A 17124-nucleotide genomic window follows, 5' to 3' on the forward strand; every position below is an offset into this window, starting at 1 on the left:
GTCACGAGGCGTCGGCCGTTCCCGGCAGCGCTTCCGGCAGCGGCGCAGCAAACCCGCGCAGCCCCACGACGTGCACATGTTCGTGATTATTGAACACCTTACGCACCAGTTTATAGGTAGTGCCTTTTTCCGGACTGATGTTCTCCGGCGCTGCGATAATCAGCTGCATCTCCAGACGTTCGCACAGCTCGAACAGGGTGGCGATGGAGCGGGCGTCGAGACGCGCCGCTTCATCGAGGAACAGCAGACGGCAAGGCGAGATATCCTTGCCGCGCAGGCGACGGGATTCATCTTCCCAACTCTGCACCACCATCACCAGAATCGACATCCCGGTACCGATAGCTTCCCCGGTAGACAGCGCGCCGGACTCCGCGCGCAGCCAGCCGTCGGAGCCGCGGTTAACTTCCACTTCCATCTCCAGATAGTTGCGGTAGTCGAGCAGCTCTTCACCGATGGTTTGCGGCGTACGCTGCCCCATGTCGATCTGTGGGTTGAGACGCTGATAGAGCTTGGCCAGCGCCTCAGAGAAGGTCAGACGATTGCTGTTAAACAGATCCTGGTGCTGCTCATGCTGCTCGGAGAGCACGTCGAGCAGCATCGAGTGGGTCTCACGCACATTGACGTTCAGACGCACGCTGTTGACCTGGCCGAAGGAGACACTCTGCAGACCCTGGTTGAGCATCCGGATACGGTTCTGCTCGCGCTGAATGGTTTTGCGAATAATGTTGGCCACGCTGCGGGAACTGATCGCCAGCTTCTGTTCACGGTTGGTCAGCTCTTCGGTCAGGCGGCTGAGCTCGATCTCCATCTGCTCGATCGCTTCCACCGGATCATCGGTGCGAATAATATCCTGACGAATACGCTCCCGCAGATGCTGGTACACGGCAACGAAGAACTGAATTTTGCGCTCCGGACGTTTCGGATCTTCCGAGATACGCAGCACGTCACGCAGGTGTTCGTTATCGGCGACCGCCAGACGCAGCGCCCCCAGCGCCTTATCCGACATTGAGCGCAGCTCATCGGCGGAGAGATAGGCCAGCTCGCGGCGATGCAGACGACGTTCGACGCCGTTATCTTTCACCAGACGCATCACCGCGCACCAGCCCGCCTTGGCGGTCACCACCTGCTCGCGCATTTCGCAGTAATCGCGCTCCAGCTTGCGCAGTTTACGGGTCAGGTTGTCCATTTCCGCTTCGCAGAAGGTCAACGCTTTCTCCAGCTGATTGCGTCGGGAGCGGTTATTGCTCAGCTGCATGTGCAGCTCATCGCGACGCGCGCGAGCACGCTCTTCCGCGCCGGCGTCGGCGCGCACGCCAATGTCCTGCAACTCTTTATACAGATCGTTGAGCAGCTCTTTCTTGGTGTCATACGAGCTCTTCAGCGAGGCCAGCACCTGATTGTACTGACTAAGCTGCGCCGCATGGGCACGCATCGCGTCGCGCGCGCGGCTGCGTTCGGACTCCGCCTGCTCCAGACGCTGGCGCAGCTTCTCGTTGAGATCGCTGTTGCCGCTGAGCATTTCCGCCGAATCGGAGTAGCTGAAGTGGGCCCTGCGCTGCACAACTTCCGCCAGGGCAAAAGCCTGCTGACGCGCATCGCGCTGGGTTTGCTGGGCATAGGCGTAATCTTCTTTCAGCTGCTCAAACTGCTCCGGATCGCTCTGCAGCACCGAAACAATAGGCTCCAGCTTCGCCAGCTGGTTACCGTGCTGCTGAATAAAGCGCGCGGCCTCCTGCGCTTCGTCCAGACGTTCCTGGATCTCGTCCACGCGGTCGGCCAGCGTATCATCCGCCAGCAGGTTCAGGCGCGGCAGCAGGCGGTTGAGCGCCGACACGCCCTCTTTCGCCTGCTCGTACTGCACACGGTTCTGTTGGTTATCGCTTTCATGGGCGCTCAGCGCACGCTCCAGCTCGCCGCGGCGGCTGTTGAGTTTGCGGATCTCTTCTTCCGGATCGTCCTCGAAAGCCACCGCCAGATGGCTGCCGATAAAGCGGCTGAAGGCCTGGTGCAGGCGCTGGGTTTTCTGCACATCGAACGACAGGGTCGCAAAACGTTCTGACAGCGATTCACGCTCGGCATGCAGGGTTTCAATGCGGTTTTCACGTGCCGCGCGGCCAAACAGCGGCAGCGACGGGAAGCGCGAATAACGCCACTGGCGATCGGCAATCTTCACCACCACCGCTTTTTCCAGCTCGTCGACGCTGAATACGCTGTCGTCAAAGGATTGCGGATCGCCTTCGATCAGATACAGGTCTTCCGGGCAATCTTCCAGTCCCTCAAGCTGCTCGGCTACCCGCGACAGATCCGGTACCACGATCGCATGGCGCGACGGACCGTACAGCGCGGAGAAGTACGGCGCATCGTCCAGGCTAACATCATCGTAGATCTCGGACAGCAGAACGCCGCCGAACCGTTCCGCCAGGGCGTTGAGGCGCGGATCTTCCGAACCGCCCGGCTGGCTGAGACGCTCGATTTCTTCGTCGATGGCGCGCTTGCGGGCGCCGACCTCGTCACGTTCAACGATAGCCTCTCGTTCACGCTCCAGCAGCTGCTGCAGGTATTCGGTGACCTCCTGGCCGGACGCAAACTGCTCGCCGCTTTGCTCGCACAGCTGGTTAAGGCTGTTCTGCGCCGCCAGCCAGACCGGCGCCCGGCGCATCAGCGTCTGGGTACGCGACTGCAGTTGCTCCAGCTCCTGACGCAGCGCCATGCGCTGCTCCTGAGCATTGGAGACGCTGTCGGCCAGCGACGCGATGCGCGCTTCCAGCTCCTGATGCAGCGTTTCCAGATCGTCGATATCGTAGCGTTTACCCTGGCGTTTGCAGAACTCGGCCAGCTGACGCTCAGCGTCCTGCTGCTCTCGCAGGCGCTGTTCAAGCTCGTTGAGGCGGCTGCGCAGCCCCTGCGCCTGCTCGGCCTGGTGGCGCTGGTTCACGCCGTCGCGCAGCAATTCGCGCGCCACGTCCCAGGCTTCATTGCGCGCCAGCGGGCCGTTAATCGCCGCCACCAACTGGTAAGCCTGTTCAAACTGGCTGTGCGCGGTTTGCGCCACGCTCATTTTCTGTTCCAGCGACAGCATTTTCTCCGTCGCTTCCTGCTCTTTCGCCTGGAAGGTTTCCAGCCACTCGTCGGCGCTCTCCGGGGTCAGATCCGGCAGATGGCACAGCGCCTTCGCGCGCTCCAGCGCCTGCAGCGCCTGGTTATACTGAATGGCGCGGGTCTGCTGCACATCGAGCGCCTGCTGATAGTCGGCGAGCTGGCTTTTCAGCTCATCCACTTCCAGCTCGGCGGCCTCAGCGCGGGCTTCGTTCTCTTCCTGACGATCGACGGCTTCCGCCACCACTTCATTCTGCTCTTCCAGACGGATCTGCAGCTCGTCGAGATCCGCTTCGTAGCGCTCGATTTTTTCCTGCTGACGCAGCGCAGTCTGCACCAGGTTCAGGTGATCGCTGGCGGCCTGGTAATCGGCTTCCAGATCGCCCTCCGCGCCGTTATGCTCCTGCAGTTCGCGCGCCATGTCGACGTGCTTATACTGCTCAGCCGCCAGCTGCGAACGCGAGGTGAAGAGATCGCGGCGATACTCCAGCGCCTTATCCAGGTGAATGCGCCTCTCGTTGGCGTGACGCATATAGTCCGCCGCCACGTAGTTGGTGGCTTCGCTGATCAGGTGTTTAAACAGATCGCGGTCGGACTGGGTAACGCGAATGGCTTCCAGCGTCATGCGGTTTTCCCGCAGCGCCGCTTCCATATCCTGGAACGCTTTACGCACGCCGCTGTTTTCCGGCAGCAGGTAGTCGCGCAGCGAGCGGGTAATGGTGCTGGAGATCCCGCCGTACAGCGAGGCCTCAATCAGGCGGTAGTACTTGCTACGATCGGAGGCGGAACGCAGGCGACGCGCCACCACGCCCAGATCGAACATTAGCGAGTGATATTCGGTGATCGAGTTGAACTGTTTAAACTGGACCCCTTCCATCGCCTCGAGTTTATCTTTCAGCTCGTTGAGGCTCACGACGCGCGCCTGGCGATCGTTCAGCGTTTCGGTCAACAGCTGGGTCGGCAGGATAGAGGTCGGCAGTCCCTGAATGGCGAAAGGTTTAATATCGACTTTACGATCGCGCCCGGCGACCTGCTGCAGGCGCACGCCGACCACCACGCGCTGGTGGCGGGAGTTGATCACATCGAGTACCGAGTAACACACCCCGGCGCGCAGCTTACCGTGCAGGCCTTTATCGCGTGAGCCGCTGGTGGCCCCCGCTTCGGTGGTGTTACGGAAGTGCAGCAGGGTTAAATCCGGGATCAGCGCCGTGACGAAGGCCGCCATGGTCGTGGACTTACCCGCGCCGTTCCCCCCGGAGAGGGTGGTCACCAGTTCATCAAGATCAAAGGTCCGGGCAAAGAAGCCGTTCCAGTTAACCAGCGTTAGCGAGCGAAACTTACCGCGTTCAATCATTACTCTTCCTCCCCGCTATCCGGCTGGTGTTCTTCATTCTCATCATTGAGCTGCAGGTGATTTTCCAGGGCCATCGCTTCCCCGTCGCGGATCAGACGGCGCTGCGCTTCGCGCGGGTCGTCGCCGGCGCGCACATCGGCGCCAAAGCGGAATACCGATTCGGTAATGCGAAACTTGCTGCTATCGTGGCCCATAAACCACACCATCCCCAGACGGCGTAAGCGGTTAAGCGAGGCCCGCATTTTTTCCTGCAGCTTCTGGCGGTCCAGATCCGAACCGGTGGAACGGTTGTTCACCAGCTTCAGCAGCCTGGATTCATCGGCCAGGGTCAGCAGCTCGTCATAGAGCTCCTGCTGGGTAAAAATCCCTTCGTTCGCCAGGCGCTCCGGGCTGAGATAGAGATAGCAAAGAATTTTGCCCACCATCATATCCAGCTCGGACAGTACCGAGCGCGAAATCAGCGTGGTGGACCGCGGGCGCAGGTAGAAGAATCCCTCCGGCGCGCGGATCAGCTCGACGTTATAGCGAGCGTAAAACTCTTCCAGGTAATCCTGAAAATCCATCAAAAATGCGTGATTATCCAGCTCGTCGAGACCGATATGACGGCCCGCGCGCAGGGCGCTGTCCAGCGCCGGAAATAACGGATTGGCCAACGCCTGCGCCAGCTTAACCGGCATCACTTGTTCAATATTTGTCAATGACATGCGCCTGTACCTTGGCTCCGTAATCATTAATCGGCTGCCATTTTGCCGGCAGTCCGGTGAAATCTGCCTGGGCGACGCCCAGCTGTACCGCCTGATCCACGACGATCCGCGCCACGTCGAAGTGACGCCCGCGCGGATACTGCGCCAGGAACTCCCGCGCCACCAGGCCGAGATCCAGCGGTATTCCTTTCTCTTTATAGACCGCCAGCTGCGCTTCGATCAGCGCCGCCAGCTGCTCGCGAATTTCGTTAAACTCTTCAAATTCGAGGTCCGCCGGCAGCTCGCCGGTGACCTCTTCATCGCGCAGGGCCATCTCTTCATCGCGCATATCCAGCAGGCGGTCGGCGTTGGCGTAAGTTAGCGCCCACGGTTCATCAAAATAGGTCTGTACCGACTGGCGCAGACGCTGGGCGAAGACGCGGTTCTTATCCATATCGATAGCGGTACGGATAAACTTGTGCACATGGCGGTCGTAGCCGATCCACAGGTCAATCGCCTGCTGACCCCAGCTGACGATGCGGTCGAGCTTGCTTTGCAGATCGAACACCAGCCGATCGACAAAATGGAGATCGTCGCGCGCCATGGTCGAGTCCTGAATGCGCAGCAGGTTCGCCTGCAGCTTATCCCCTGCCGCATCCAGCGTATCCTGCAGTTCGCGCAGGGTGCCGGAGGTTTCCGACAGCAGCAGTTCACAGCTGGAAATCGCCGCGCGCCAGTCTTTATTCAACAACTGCGCGATATCGTCTTTCACCAGCTGCTGCTGCTCATCCATAATGCGCTGCGTCAGGTCGATGCTGTCGAAAATTTCCGCTACGGAATACTTCAGCGGCGCAAAAACGTTGCGATGCCAGTGGAATTCATCACCGCCCTCTTCCGCGGCGTCCGCCGCGCGCTTCAGCTCGCCGGCGACGATCGACAGCTGCATCGAGAGACGCAGCGTCGAGAATTCGCGCTGACGGATATAATAATCGGTGATCCCAATCCCCAACGGCGTCAGGCGATAGATCGCATTGCCTTCGGTAATTTCGCTGGTAAAGCGGTTCAGCAGACGCTGGCGCACCAAATCGTTGATCGCGTTATTGGCGCGCTGGCTGATGGTTTCGCTGGTCTGCTCAAACGCATCACTGACGTGGCGGAACGCATCCACCAGTTCACCCTCGCTCATTTCCCCTTCCAGTCGTTCACCATTCAGAGTGGCGATCGCCAGCAGGAAAGAGAGTCTGTCGACCGGTAGCGAGATTGAAAAATCATTTTTTCTGGCCCAGGCAACCAGTTCGGGGACTGTCTGGGAAAATTCACTCATACTTTATCCTTGCATCTGCGGCTATGAGCCTGGCTCTTAAGCGCGGTGACATGAATATAACGGCCCAGGCTGAGATACGGCTCCTGACGACAGTAGCGCGTCTCCAGCGCCAGCAGCGCCGCATAGCTGTCATGCTGTTGGCGTTTTTCACGCAGATAATCATGAAACACCCGCACGCCGGTTTTGCTGACGATCTGCCAGCCAATCTCTTCCAGCCAGTGATAAACCTGCTGTGGTTCACGCGGATAATCCGGCGACAGCGTGCGTTTTTTCTTTTTTGGCATGCCCAGTTGAACGTAATCAAAATTACCGGCAACCATATTGTGCATCAACAGGCCGTTAGCATTGTAGAACATCAATGACAGTCCACCGCCAGCACGCAGCGTCGACCACAGGGTATGCAGTATTTCCTGGGGCTCCGCCACCCACTCCAGCACCGCATGAAACAGTACCAGATCGACCGGGCTTTCCAAATGCTGCGCAATATCCTGAGCCGCGCATTGTACAAAATGCATGTTGTCGATCACACCTTTATCGGCGGCCGCCTGGCGGGCGCGAGCCACCATCTCAGCGGAGAGATCGCAGAGCGTCACGTGATGGCCCAGTTGCGCGACTTTGATGGCCGTTTGCCCTTCGCCGCCGCCGGCATCCAGCACCCTCAGCGGTCCCGGCCCCAGCTGCGCCAACAGCGGTTCCAGATCCTGCCAGAGGATCGCCTGACGCAACTGGCCTTTTGTGGTGCCGTAAATATTGCGCGAAAACTTTTCAGCAATGTCATCGAAATTGCGATCCTGCACGAGTGACTCCACAAGCCAACACAAAACCGCTATTTTGTCATACCCGCGCCGAGAATGAAGCGATCTGTTATAAGATCCGAACATAACTTTGGTTATATGGTTAAAAAAGGAACCATCTGGCATGCTTTTCACGCTAAAAAAGATCGTCGGCGGCCTGCTGTTGCCGCTACCCGCCTTACTGTTGCTGATCGGTATCGGGATCGCGCTGTTATGGTTCAGCCGCTTTCAGCGTACCGGGAAGCTATGCGTGAGCCTCGGCTGGCTGCTGCTGACGCTGCTGAGCCTGCAGCCCGTGGCCGACAGCCTGCTGAAACCGATTGAAGATACCTACCCCACCTGGCGCGGCGAGCAGCCGGTGAACTACGTGGTGGTGCTGGGCGGCGGCTATACCTGGAATCCGGAGTGGGCGCCAAGCTCTAATCTTATCAATAACAGCCTGCCGCGCCTGACGGAGGGCATCCGCCTGTGGCAGGCGAATCCCGGTTCGAAAATGATCTTTACCGGCGCGGCGGCGAAAACGAACCCCGTCAGCACGGCGGAAGCCGGGGCGAGAGTGGCGGAGAGCCTTGGCGTACCTCGCAGCGATATCATTGTGCTCGATCGGCCGAAAGATACAGAAGAGGAAGCGCTGGCGGTGAAGCGCGCCATCGGCGACGCGCCCTTCCTGCTGGTCACCTCGGCGTCACACCTTCCGCGGGCGATGATATTCTTTCGCCATGCCGGCCTGGATCCGCTTCCCGCGCCGGCCAATCAGCTGGCGGTGACCTCGCCGCTCAATCCGTGGGAGCGGGCCATTCCTTCTCCAGTATGGCTGATGCACAGCGACCGGGTCGGCTATGAAACCCTTGGTCGCGTCTGGCAATGGCTGAAAGGCAGCTCAGGCGAGCCAGGGCAGGAGTGATTTTGCAGCGAGGTCAAAACGGGCGCGATCAAAGCGCCCGGTGTTGACCAGACTATCCACCTCATCCCACAGCAGATAAAGCCAGCGCCGCCAGACAAAGGCCTCGGAAACTGGCGCCTGCTGCAGGTAGCGCCACAGCAGCTGTTCCGCCTGGCCGCCTTCAGCAAGGCGGAACAGTTCATACTCGCGTGGCGCCCACAGCATCATCCCCGGCCCCACCATCGCCAGCAGCTGATCGCTGCGCGGATCTTTTAGCATGCTGCGCAGAGTGAAGTTGCCATGCACCAGCACAGCATTATCATTGAAATCGCGGAATAGCTCCGGAAGGCACTCGCGGGAGCGGAACAAAAGGCGCTTATCCTGCATGGTGAGACCGGTGTCCTGATACAGGTTCAGGGTGCTCCACAATATCTCTACCCGCTGGCGGTACCAGTTCGGCCACAGGTTTTCCTGGGTATTGTCGACCATTCCCACGCAGCCGCCACTGTCCTGCCGATGCCACGCCAGCAGCGCCTCGACGATTTGCTCCTGCAGTTGCTCCCAGCGCGCCGGGGTGCGCGTCGGCGCCTCCACCGGTACGCCGCGCAGGCGCTCAAGCAGCAGCACATCTGGTCCGGGATGTTCTTCGTGCGTCATGACGCCATAAACCACCGGCATACGCACCGTACCATTACGCGCCAGGGTCGAGATCTTCCATGCCAGCTGCCGCGCCACGCCGGGCGTGGTGAAACTTCGCGCCAGCAGCGGCATCGGGTTTCCCTGCGCATCGTACAGGAACCACAGCGCCGTAGCGGCTTGTTCACTGACACACTCCACCCGGCTTAGCTTTTCGCCAAGAAGATGACTGAGTTCGGTTCGCAACTGTTCCATTGTCGATTACCCCTATGAACACTACTGGTTTCATAATGAGCGCCCGCACCTGGCTTGTCATCGGATAAGATCAAAAAGGGGTAAAAAAAGCGAAAAACCGACGGGATATCCCCTCCAGCAAGGAGGGGACAGAGGACTAACGCAGCTCAGCGCGGACGCGCTCCAGATCTTCCGGGGTATCCACGCCGGTGCCGGGCACTTCCGCCGCCACGGCGACATGGATTTTCTCGCCATACCACAGCACTCGCAGCTGCTCGAGCATTTCAATCTGCTCCAGCGGGCTCGGCGCCCAGCTGACATAGCGGCGGATAAAGCCGGCGCGATAGCCATAGATGCCGATGTGACGCAGCAGGGAGTCACCGATGGTCTCGCGGGATTGGGCAAAGCGATCGCGATCCCAGGGAATAGTCGCGCGGGAGAAATAGAGCGCGTAACCCTCGGCATCCATCACCACTTTGACCGCATTCGGGTTAAACGCCTCTTCCGCATCATGGATCGGTACCGCCAGGGTCGCCATTCCGCTGCTGCTGGCAGCCAGATTCTCCGCCACCTGGCGGACAATCGCCGGGGGGATCATCGGCTCATCGCCCTGAATATTGACGATAATGGTGTCATCGCTGAACGCACACTTTTCCACCACTTCCGCCAGCCGTTCGGTGCCGGACTGATGGTCGGCGCGGGTCATACAGACCTCGCCGCCGGCGGCTTCAACCGCCCGGGCGACATCTTCGTGATCGGTGGCGACAATAATGCGATCCGCGCCGGATTCGCGAGCGCGCTCCAGCACATGGACAATCATCGGCTTACCATTAATGTCCTGCAGTGGTTTTCCCGGCAGGCGCGTGGAGGCGAAACGCGCAGGAATAATGACCACGAAACTCATGAGTGACTCTCTTCTAGCGCCAGCGGACGCGCCTCTGTCTCCAGCAGCACCGGGATACCGTCGCGCAGCGGAAACGCCAGGCTATCAAGTTTGCAAATAAGTTCTTGCTTATCCTGACTGTAATACAGCTTGCCGTTACAGACCGGGCAGGCGATGATTTCAAGTAAACGGTGATCCATGTTTCCTCCTGATGGACCGGATAGATTTCTCAGCAGCATATCACAGGAAGGCAGGCGCCGGGATCAATCGGCGTCGATTTCCCACCCCTGCTCCTGGCCGACAAACAGCCCTTCCGGCAGGCGTCGGCAAAGGATCCGCTCTGCCGATTGCCAGCGTGCGAAGTCGTTAATCGCCCGGCGCAGCCCCTGCTCCAGACCACGGGTGATCTTCACCCCCTCCTCCAGCCACAGAGCGAAGATCTCCAGCTCCCGGCTTTTGCGATGTATTTTACTGTCCATCCGCCCGACCAGTTTTCCCTGGTGCAGCAGAGGCAGTACGAAGTAGCCATACTGACGCTTCGGCGCCGGGGTATAACACTCCAGGCGATAGCTGAAGTTGAACAGCTGCTCAGCGCGTTTCCGATCCCAGACCACCGGGTCGAAGGGCGAGAGCACGGCGCTATGGCTGGCGGTCAGCTTACCGCCGGGCGCGGTCTCCAGCTGCGCCAGCGCCTCGTGATGCAGCCACATCTCGCCGAGTGCTTCCACGTTAACTGGCACCACCAGCCCCTCTTCCTGCCAGGCCGCCAGCAGACCCGGTAGCGCCGGCTGGCGCAAGCGATAGTAATCGGCCAGCCACTGGGCGCGGAAGATGCCGAGACTACGGGCGCTATTGCGCAACATAATGGCCTCTGCGTCTTCGCGGGAGAGCGCGTCGCGCTCGTCGTCCCAGTCCGGCATCACCCGCCGGGTTAGATCATACACGCGGTGAAAATTGCGCCGCTCCACCACCATCACTTCGCCGGCGGTAAACAGCCCTTCCAGGTGGCGCTTATGCGGTTTCCACTCCCACCAGCCGCTGGCGCCTTTGCGCGGGTGGGTAAAATCCGCCGAGCGAACCGGGCCGTTTTGCCCGATATGCGCCACCAGCTCGGCAATACTCCCGGCATGCTCCTCCATCCATGCGCGATGGTATTTCCAGCCCATATTGTCGGGATTCAACATGCGATGGCGCACCAGGGCGAAATCGCTGCGCGGCAGAAAGCAGGCTTCATGCGCCCAGTATTCCATTAGCTCGCCGTTGCGCAGCGACTCATCCAGCCAGTGCTGCGGATAGCTGCCAAGACGGCTGAACAGCACCAGGTAGGGGCTGCGGGCCACCACGTTGATGGTATCGATTTGCAGCAGCGACATCTGCTGGATGGTGGAAAGAATGTCTTTCGGGCGAGCGCGACGTCGGGGCTTCTTTAACAACCCCTGCGCCGCGAGATGGAGGTGGCGCGCCTCGTTAAGCGATAGTTGCAATACCGACATGCAGGTTCTCCGTCAGGAATTCCAGCACAGCGGCGAGCAAAGCCGGCGCGTCAGTTAACGTTGCGCCAACGTCGCTAAGTCCGCAAGCAACCGCTGTGCGCGTTCATCGGCCATTATGGCGTCGACCGGTAAATACCACCAGTTTGCAGCGGCGAAATCGCGACATTTCACGGCATCTTTCTCGGTCATCAGCAGCGTCTGATCGGCGGTCACCAGGGCGGCGACATCATCCTGGCTCAGCGCCTGATGGTCCGCCAGCGCCACGGTTTTGACCGGCTGGACGCCGCAGCTTTCGAGGGTGGCGAAGAAGCGCGGCGGATGGCCGATGCCGGCCATCGCCACTACGTTCGTGAAGGTGGAGACATCGCGACGTTCGCCGGTAAGCAGGTTAACCGCCATCCCTGGGCGCAATCGCATCGGGATCTCACCCGGACGCGCCACGCCGCCGTTAACGATAACCGCATCAACGCTTTGCAAGCGCGACGCCCGCTCGCGCATCGGCCCGGCAGGCAGCCACCAGCCGTTGCCAAAGCGGCGCACGCCGTCAATAACGACAATTTCTCTGTCCCGCGCGAGCTTATAGTGCTGCAACCCGTCGTCGGTCACAATCATCTGCAGATCGTGCGCGCTGAGCAATGCTTTTACCGCGTCGCTGCGTAGCGGAGCGACAGCGACCGGGGCACCGGTACGCTGATGGATCAACACCGGTTCATCACCCGCCAGCGCCGTACTGGTTCTGTCGTCCAACACCAGCGGATAGCGGTCGGCTTTACCGCCGTAGCCGCGAGACACGACGCCAACGCGAATACCGCGCTGCTGCAGCTGCTCCACCAGCCAGATCACCACCGGCGTTTTGCCATTGCCGCCGGCGGTCAGGTTACCAACCACCACCACCGGCACCGGCGCGCGCCAGGCTTTTTGCCACCCCAGCTGATAGCTGAGGCGAATCACCCCGCTCACCAGGCCATACAGCCAGGAGAGCGGCAGCAGCAGGCGCCACAGCGGCGATTCCCCGGACCAGATGCGCGCGATCATTCGCCGAATTGCATCTTATGCAGCTGGGCGTACACGCCCTTATGCTCCAGCAGGTCATGGTGCGTTCCGCGCTCCACGATCCGCCCGTCTTCAACCACCACGATTTCATCAGCCTGCTCAATGGTCGACAGACGGTGAGCGATAACCAGCGAGGTACGGTTTTTCTGCAGCTCATCCAGCGCCGCCTGAATGGCACGCTCAGACTCGGTATCCAGCGCCGAGGTGGCTTCATCAAGGATCAGGATCGGGCTGTTACGCAGCAGCGCGCGGGCAATAGCAATACGCTGGCGCTGGCCGCCGGACAGCATCACGCCATTCTCGCCGATGATGGTATCCAGACCATTATCCATCTTGTTAATGAAATCCATGGCGTAGGCCATGCGCGCGGCCTCTTCAATCTGCTCGCGGCTGTACTCTTCGGTACGGGCATAGGCGATATTGTTGGCGACGGTATCGTTGAACAGATGCACGTTTTGTGAAACCAGCGCCACCTGGTCGCGCAGCGAGCTCAGCTTGTACTCGCGCAGGTCGTGGCCATCCAGCAGGATCTGCCCCTCGTCGACATCGTAGAAGCGGGTGATCAGGCTGGCAATGGTCGATTTACCCGACCCTGAGCGCCCCACCAGCGCCACTGTTTTCCCTTCCGGGATATCGAGATTGATATTGCGCAGCGCGGCCACTTCGCGACCCGGGTAGGTAAAGGTGACGTTCTCGAACTTGAGATTGCCTTTCGCCCGCTCAATGACCCGCGTACCTTCGTCTTTTTCCTGCTCGGAATCGAGGATCGCAAACAGCGTCTGGCACGCCGCCATCCCGCGCTGGAACTGGGCATTGACGTTGGTCAGCGACTTCAGCGGACGCATCAGCGCAATCATCGAGGAGAAGACCACGGTAATGGTCCCGGCGGTCAGGGTGTCCATCACGCTCGGGAAGCTGGCGGCATACAGGACAAAGGCCAGCGCCAGGGAGGCGATAAGCTGAATGATCGGGTCGGAGATAGACGAGGCGGAAACCATCTTCATCCCCTGCAGACGCATTTTATTGCTGACTTTATCAAAACGTTTGGTTTCCACTTCCTGGCCGCCAAACATCAGCACCTCTTTGTGCCCTTTCAGCATCTGCTCGGCGCTGGTGGTGACCTGCCCCATCGTGTTCTGCATATTCTTACTGATATTGCGAAAACGCTTGGAGACCACGCGGATCGCCACCGACACAATCGGCGCCAGTACGATCAGGATCAGCGACAGCTGCCAGCTGTAATAGAACATCATCACGAACAGACCGATAATCGATGCCCCTTCGCGGACCACGGTGATCAGCGCGCTGGAAGAGGAGGAGGCGACCTGCTCAGAATCATAGGTGATGCGTGACAGCAGCGTTCCGGTAGACTGCTTGTCAAAGAAGGCCACCGGCATACCCATCATGTGGCCGAACAGGCGACGACGCATGGTCATCACCACTTTGCCGGAAACCCAGGAAATACAATAGCTCGAGATGTAGCTGGTGATCCCACGCAGCACCATCAGGCCGATAACCACCAGCGGCATCCATAGCAGCACTGAGCGATCCGTTTTACCAAAACCATCATCCAATAACGGTTTAAGAAGCGATAACATGAAGGTGTCACTGCCCGCGTTAAGCACCAACGCCACCGCCGCTACGATTAGCCCGGCTTTAAACGGCGCGATAATCGGCCAAAGTCGGCGGAAGGTCTGCCACGTGGAGAGATCTTTATCGTTCTGCATTCAATAAACCAGCTTGTGTTGAAATAGCCGCATATTCTACCCGTTATCGGCGGGCGCGCCAAACCACTGATGATACCAACGCGGTAAAACTTGATCCCGTAAGCTATGGATTTGCCACCCTTCTGCGGAAAAAACCACCGTTATCTGCCCCTGCTGCGGCGTGGCGAACCAGCGATAACCCCGCTGGCGGTAGCGCTGAACCACCTTGTACGAGGGCATCCGCCACGCATTGTAGCGCGAAGCGGAGGCCAGCGCGGCCGCGCCATCCACCCGGCGGATCAGCAGCGCGCTGGAGGAGGTATTGCTGCCGTGGTGGGGAACCTGAATAAGTGTAGACGTCAGATGCCGCCAGTAACGGCTGATCATCGCCTGCTCCGCCTGACGCTCTATATCGCCGGTGAGCAGGATGCTGGAGCGACCATCATCGATCCGCACCACACAGGAATGATTGTTACCCTTTGCCGTGCTGCCCTGTAGCGGCCACAGGGCCTGGAAGTTGAGTCCCTGCCATTGCCAGCGCTCACCGCGATGACACGGCAGATGATGCGCCCAGCCTAACGGGCTGCGCACCCAGGCCTGCGGCCATCCCTGCAGCACTGAATCAAGGCCGCCGCGATGATCCAGATGTTCATGGCTCAGCATAATCCCTTGCAGCTGCAGATGGTGCCAGCGCAGCCACGGGATAATCACCTGTTGACCGCTATCACCCTGCGGCCAAGCCGGCCCGGTATCGTAAAGCAATGCCTTACCGTGACGCTCGATCACCATCGCCAGCCCCTGTCCGACATCCAGCATCGTCACCCGCCATTCGTCCGCAGGCGGTTGTCGGCTGAATGGCCGCGTCAGTAAAAACAGCACGCTGAGACACAGCGCCGGTGAATGCCGCCAGCTCTGAAAACGCCAGCCCATCACCAACAGCCACGGCAGGATACTGATCCACAGCCAGCGAGCATCCAGCGTCAACCAGCCGTCCGGTAAACGTCGTAATCCCCAAAACAGTAGCGCCAGCACGCGATCGGCCGCCAGCCAGAGTAGCGACTCCACTATATCCGGCCCCGAGAGATGCACCAGCATCGCGGTCAGAATAAGCGGCACCGCCAACAGGGTGACTAACGGTACCGCCAGCAAATTAGCCGCCATCGACGTCAGGCTGACTCCATGGAATAGCAACAACTGCAGCGGCAGCAGCAGCAGCGTCACGCCAGCCTGCAAATGAACAAGAGCAATTATGGTCTTCCACGGCCAGCGCCAGCGGCCGGCAGGCAACGGGAGCCACTGGAACCAGAAGATCAGCCCCGCCACGGCGAAGGCAGATAGCCACAGGCTTTGCGACAGCACCGCCAGCGGGTCGGCAACCAGTATCGCTCCCAGACAGCAGAGCCACACCTGCCACGCCGTCCAGCGTTGACCCGACAAACGTAAGGCACAACAGACCGCAAGCCCTAAGCAAGTGCGCAGGGCCGGCGGCTGCATACCGGTCAGCCAGGCATAGCCGACGGCGCCCGCCAGCCCGGCGACAAGGGGCAACCGCCAGCCAATCCAGCGGCCCGGGAGAATATACTGCACGCCGCGCAGCAACAGCATGATAAGAGAAGCCGCGAGAGCGATATGCAGACCCGAGATAGCCATCAGATGGGAAGTGCCCGTGTTCTGCATCAGGACCTTTATCTCCGTCGGCAGAGACAGCCGCTCCCCCATTCCTAATCCCAACATCACCGCGCGCCAGGGATAAGTCTGCAGTCGCCGGGTCAGCGACGTCAGATAGCGGGCGCGCAGACTGCAGCGGGCATCCAGCGCGGAAGCGGCGACGATCCCTCCGCTCAGCGGTCGGTGCTGCGCCAGCGCATAGCGCTGGCTGTCGAAGCCCCCGTCATTGAGCTGCCCGTGCACCGGGCGCAGGCGCAGCGTCATCAGCCAGTGTTGACCCGCACAGGCTGGCGCAGGTGCAAGTTCCCCGTACAGCGTTACGCCTACCGGGGGAAACAGATAGCGGCCCCGCAGGCGCACCATTTGTCCACGGTGCAAGGTCTGGCCATCCGTCTCGCTAAGGATCACTTCCGCTTGCCGGATGGCGCCGGTAAGGTGCCGGGTCGGCCACAGCGCCTGATGCGCGCTCAATACTCCCCAGACCACCAGCAGAAGCGTCATCGCCACTCCGGCGACGGCCCTTCCATGCAGACGAATCAGCGCCAGCGCCAGTGCGCTCGCGCCCGCCAGACTGTACGGGCCCGGCAAGACGGGTAGCCAGAGAAGCGGCAGCATTGCAATGAAAGCGTCATCGCCACTCCGGCGACGGCCCTTCCATGCAGACGAATCAGCGCCAGCGCCAGTGCGCTCGCGCCCGCCAGACTGTACGGGCCCGGCAAGACGGGTAGCCAGAGAAGCGGCAGCATTGCAATGATGGCGCATCCGGCAAGCCATGGTAGACGCATAAACACCTCCCTGTGAGTGGACAGTGTTACGCAAAGCGGTGCTGGCGTCCTGGAGGCGAATTCAGGCTTGCGCGGCGCATTCCAGACAATCGCCTCGCTTGCAGCCGGGCACGCTTTTTTTGTGAGGATGGCCGTAAATGGCGGGCACAAAAAAAGCACCCGAAGGTGCTTTCTTTATCGTCAGGCAGGCTGCACGTCGTGCAACTCACCCTTCATAAATATTGGCGCGGTCACGTAATTCTTTCCCGGGCTTAAAGTGCGGAACGTACTTACCTTCCAGTTCGACTTTATCACCAGTTTTCGGGTTACGTCCGGTGCGAGGTGCTCGATAGTGCAGAGAAAAGCTGCCGAAACCGCGGATTTCAATGCGCTCACCTTGAGCAAGCGTTGAGGCCATATGTTCCAGCATTTCTTTAACAGCATCTTCCACCGCTTTCGCCGGAATGTGAGATTGCTGGCTGGCAAGTCTTTCAATCAATTCTGACTTGGTCATTATTCCTCCGGTTTCCTTCAAGGCAAAAATTAGCTAACA

General features: G+C 59.9%; 14 protein-coding genes. 1 reads left to right on the forward strand and 13 read right to left on the reverse strand.

The annotated features are described in order from the left end of the window. Position 1: 1 nt before the first annotated feature. From mukB to cmoM, 4 genes are read right to left on the reverse strand one after another with little or no spacing between them, the layout of a single operon-like run. Positions 2–4450, reverse strand: coding sequence for a chromosome partition protein MukB (gene mukB / locus IB144_RS17420; protein WP_004176682.1), 4449 nt, complete (start codon positions 4448–4450; stop codon positions 2–4). Beyond that, positions 4450–5154, reverse strand: coding sequence for a chromosome partition protein MukE (gene mukE / locus IB144_RS17425; RefSeq protein WP_004893172.1), 705 nt, complete (start codon positions 5152–5154; stop codon positions 4450–4452). Before mukE ends, mukB begins: the two co-directional genes overlap by 1 nt. Beyond that, positions 5135–6457, reverse strand: a complete 1323-nt coding sequence (gene mukF / locus IB144_RS17430; protein WP_002898189.1) for a chromosome partition protein MukF — start codon at positions 6455–6457, stop codon at positions 5135–5137. The genes mukE and mukF overlap by 20 nt, the downstream gene beginning before the upstream one ends. Then, positions 6454–7254, reverse strand: a complete 801-nt coding sequence (gene cmoM / locus IB144_RS17435) for a tRNA uridine 5-oxyacetic acid(34) methyltransferase CmoM (RefSeq protein ID WP_002898187.1) — start codon at positions 7252–7254, stop codon at positions 6454–6456. The genes mukF and cmoM overlap by 4 nt, the downstream gene beginning before the upstream one ends. 121 nt (positions 7255–7375) lie before the next feature. Here cmoM and elyC point away from each other — a divergent pair, with 121 nt between their 5' ends. Next, positions 7376–8155: an envelope biogenesis factor ElyC gene (gene elyC, locus IB144_RS17440; protein ID WP_004141786.1), complete on the forward strand. Its 780-nt coding sequence runs from the start codon at positions 7376–7378 to the stop codon at positions 8153–8155. On the opposite strand, the gene IB144_RS17445 is transcribed toward elyC, so the two are convergent. The 9 genes from IB144_RS17445 to ihfB form a co-directional block, all read right to left on the reverse strand. After that, positions 8132–9025, reverse strand: a complete 894-nt coding sequence (locus tag IB144_RS17445) for a YcbJ family phosphotransferase (protein WP_002898182.1) — start codon at positions 9023–9025, stop codon at positions 8132–8134. The genes elyC and IB144_RS17445 overlap by 24 nt on opposite strands. A 136-nt stretch (positions 9026–9161) precedes the next feature. Next, positions 9162–9908: a 3-deoxy-manno-octulosonate cytidylyltransferase gene (kdsB, locus tag IB144_RS17450; RefSeq protein WP_012737725.1), complete on the reverse strand. Its 747-nt coding sequence runs from the start codon at positions 9906–9908 to the stop codon at positions 9162–9164. Then, entirely contained in the window at positions 9905–10087 is a 183-nt protein-coding gene (gene ycaR, locus IB144_RS17455) for a protein YcaR (protein ID WP_002898177.1), read from the reverse strand. The genes kdsB and ycaR overlap by 4 nt, the downstream gene beginning before the upstream one ends. A 63-nt stretch (positions 10088–10150) precedes the next feature. Then, entirely contained in the window at positions 10151–11380 is a 1230-nt protein-coding gene (locus tag IB144_RS17460; RefSeq protein ID WP_004147814.1) for a winged helix-turn-helix domain-containing protein, read from the reverse strand. Positions 11381–11434: 54 nt separating this feature from the next. Then, positions 11435–12415: a tetraacyldisaccharide 4'-kinase gene (lpxK, locus tag IB144_RS17465; RefSeq protein WP_004147813.1), complete on the reverse strand. Its 981-nt coding sequence runs from the start codon at positions 12413–12415 to the stop codon at positions 11435–11437. Next, entirely contained in the window at positions 12412–14160 is a 1749-nt protein-coding gene (gene msbA, locus IB144_RS17470) for a lipid A ABC transporter ATP-binding protein/permease MsbA (RefSeq protein ID WP_002898170.1), read from the reverse strand. The genes lpxK and msbA overlap by 4 nt, the downstream gene beginning before the upstream one ends. Before the next feature lie 36 nt (positions 14161–14196). Continuing rightward, entirely contained in the window at positions 14197–16422 is a 2226-nt protein-coding gene (locus IB144_RS17475) for a ComEC family protein (protein WP_149358916.1), read from the reverse strand. Continuing rightward, the gene (locus tag IB144_RS17480) at positions 16344–16592 is read right to left on the reverse strand and encodes a hypothetical protein (RefSeq protein WP_149358915.1); all 249 of its coding nucleotides are present in this window, start codon (positions 16590–16592) and stop codon (positions 16344–16346) included. The genes IB144_RS17475 and IB144_RS17480 overlap by 79 nt, the downstream gene beginning before the upstream one ends. A 205-nt stretch (positions 16593–16797) precedes the next feature. Further along, positions 16798–17085 carry an integration host factor subunit beta gene (gene ihfB / locus IB144_RS17485; protein ID WP_002898165.1) on the reverse strand — a complete coding sequence of 96 codons (288 nt, stop codon included), beginning with the start codon at positions 17083–17085 and terminating at the stop codon, positions 16798–16800. Positions 17086–17124: the final 39 nt, after the last annotated feature.

Source organism: Klebsiella sp. K4 (assembly GCF_014596785.2).
GTDB classification, from domain to species: Bacteria; Pseudomonadota; Gammaproteobacteria; order Enterobacterales; family Enterobacteriaceae; genus Klebsiella; species Klebsiella pneumoniae.

Bases quoted from the DNA above. Each gene is read 5' to 3' on its own strand.
- mukB (WP_004176682.1), bottom strand. From the start codon at position 4,450: ATGATTGAACGCGGTAAGTTTCGCTCGCTAACGCTGGTTAACTGGAAC.
- mukE (WP_004893172.1), bottom strand. From the start codon at position 5,154: ATGTCATTGACAAATATTGAACAAGTGATGCCGGTTAAGCTGGCGCAG.
- mukF (WP_002898189.1), bottom strand. From the start codon at position 6,457: ATGAGTGAATTTTCCCAGACAGTCCCCGAACTGGTTGCCTGGGCCAGA.
- elyC (WP_004141786.1), top strand. From the start codon at position 7,376: ATGCTTTTCACGCTAAAAAAGATCGTCGGCGGCCTGCTGTTGCCGCTA.
- IB144_RS17445 (WP_002898182.1), bottom strand. From the start codon at position 9,025: ATGGAACAGTTGCGAACCGAACTCAGTCATCTTCTTGGCGAAAAGCTA.
- kdsB (WP_012737725.1), bottom strand. From the start codon at position 9,908: ATGAGTTTCGTGGTCATTATTCCTGCGCGTTTCGCCTCCACGCGCCTG.
- ycaR (WP_002898177.1), bottom strand. From the start codon at position 10,087: ATGGATCACCGTTTACTTGAAATCATCGCCTGCCCGGTCTGTAACGGC.
- IB144_RS17460 (WP_004147814.1), bottom strand. From the start codon at position 11,380: ATGTCGGTATTGCAACTATCGCTTAACGAGGCGCGCCACCTCCATCTC.
- lpxK (WP_004147813.1), bottom strand. From the start codon at position 12,415: ATGATCGCGCGCATCTGGTCCGGGGAATCGCCGCTGTGGCGCCTGCTG.
- msbA (WP_002898170.1), bottom strand. From the start codon at position 14,160: ATGCAGAACGATAAAGATCTCTCCACGTGGCAGACCTTCCGCCGACTT.
- IB144_RS17475 (WP_149358916.1), bottom strand. From the start codon at position 16,422: ATGCTGCCGCTTCTCTGGCTACCCGTCTTGCCGGGCCCGTACAGTCTG.
- IB144_RS17480 (WP_149358915.1), bottom strand. From the start codon at position 16,592: ATGCGTCTACCATGGCTTGCCGGATGCGCCATCATTGCAATGCTGCCG.
- ihfB (WP_002898165.1), bottom strand. From the start codon at position 17,085: ATGACCAAGTCAGAATTGATTGAAAGACTTGCCAGCCAGCAATCTCAC.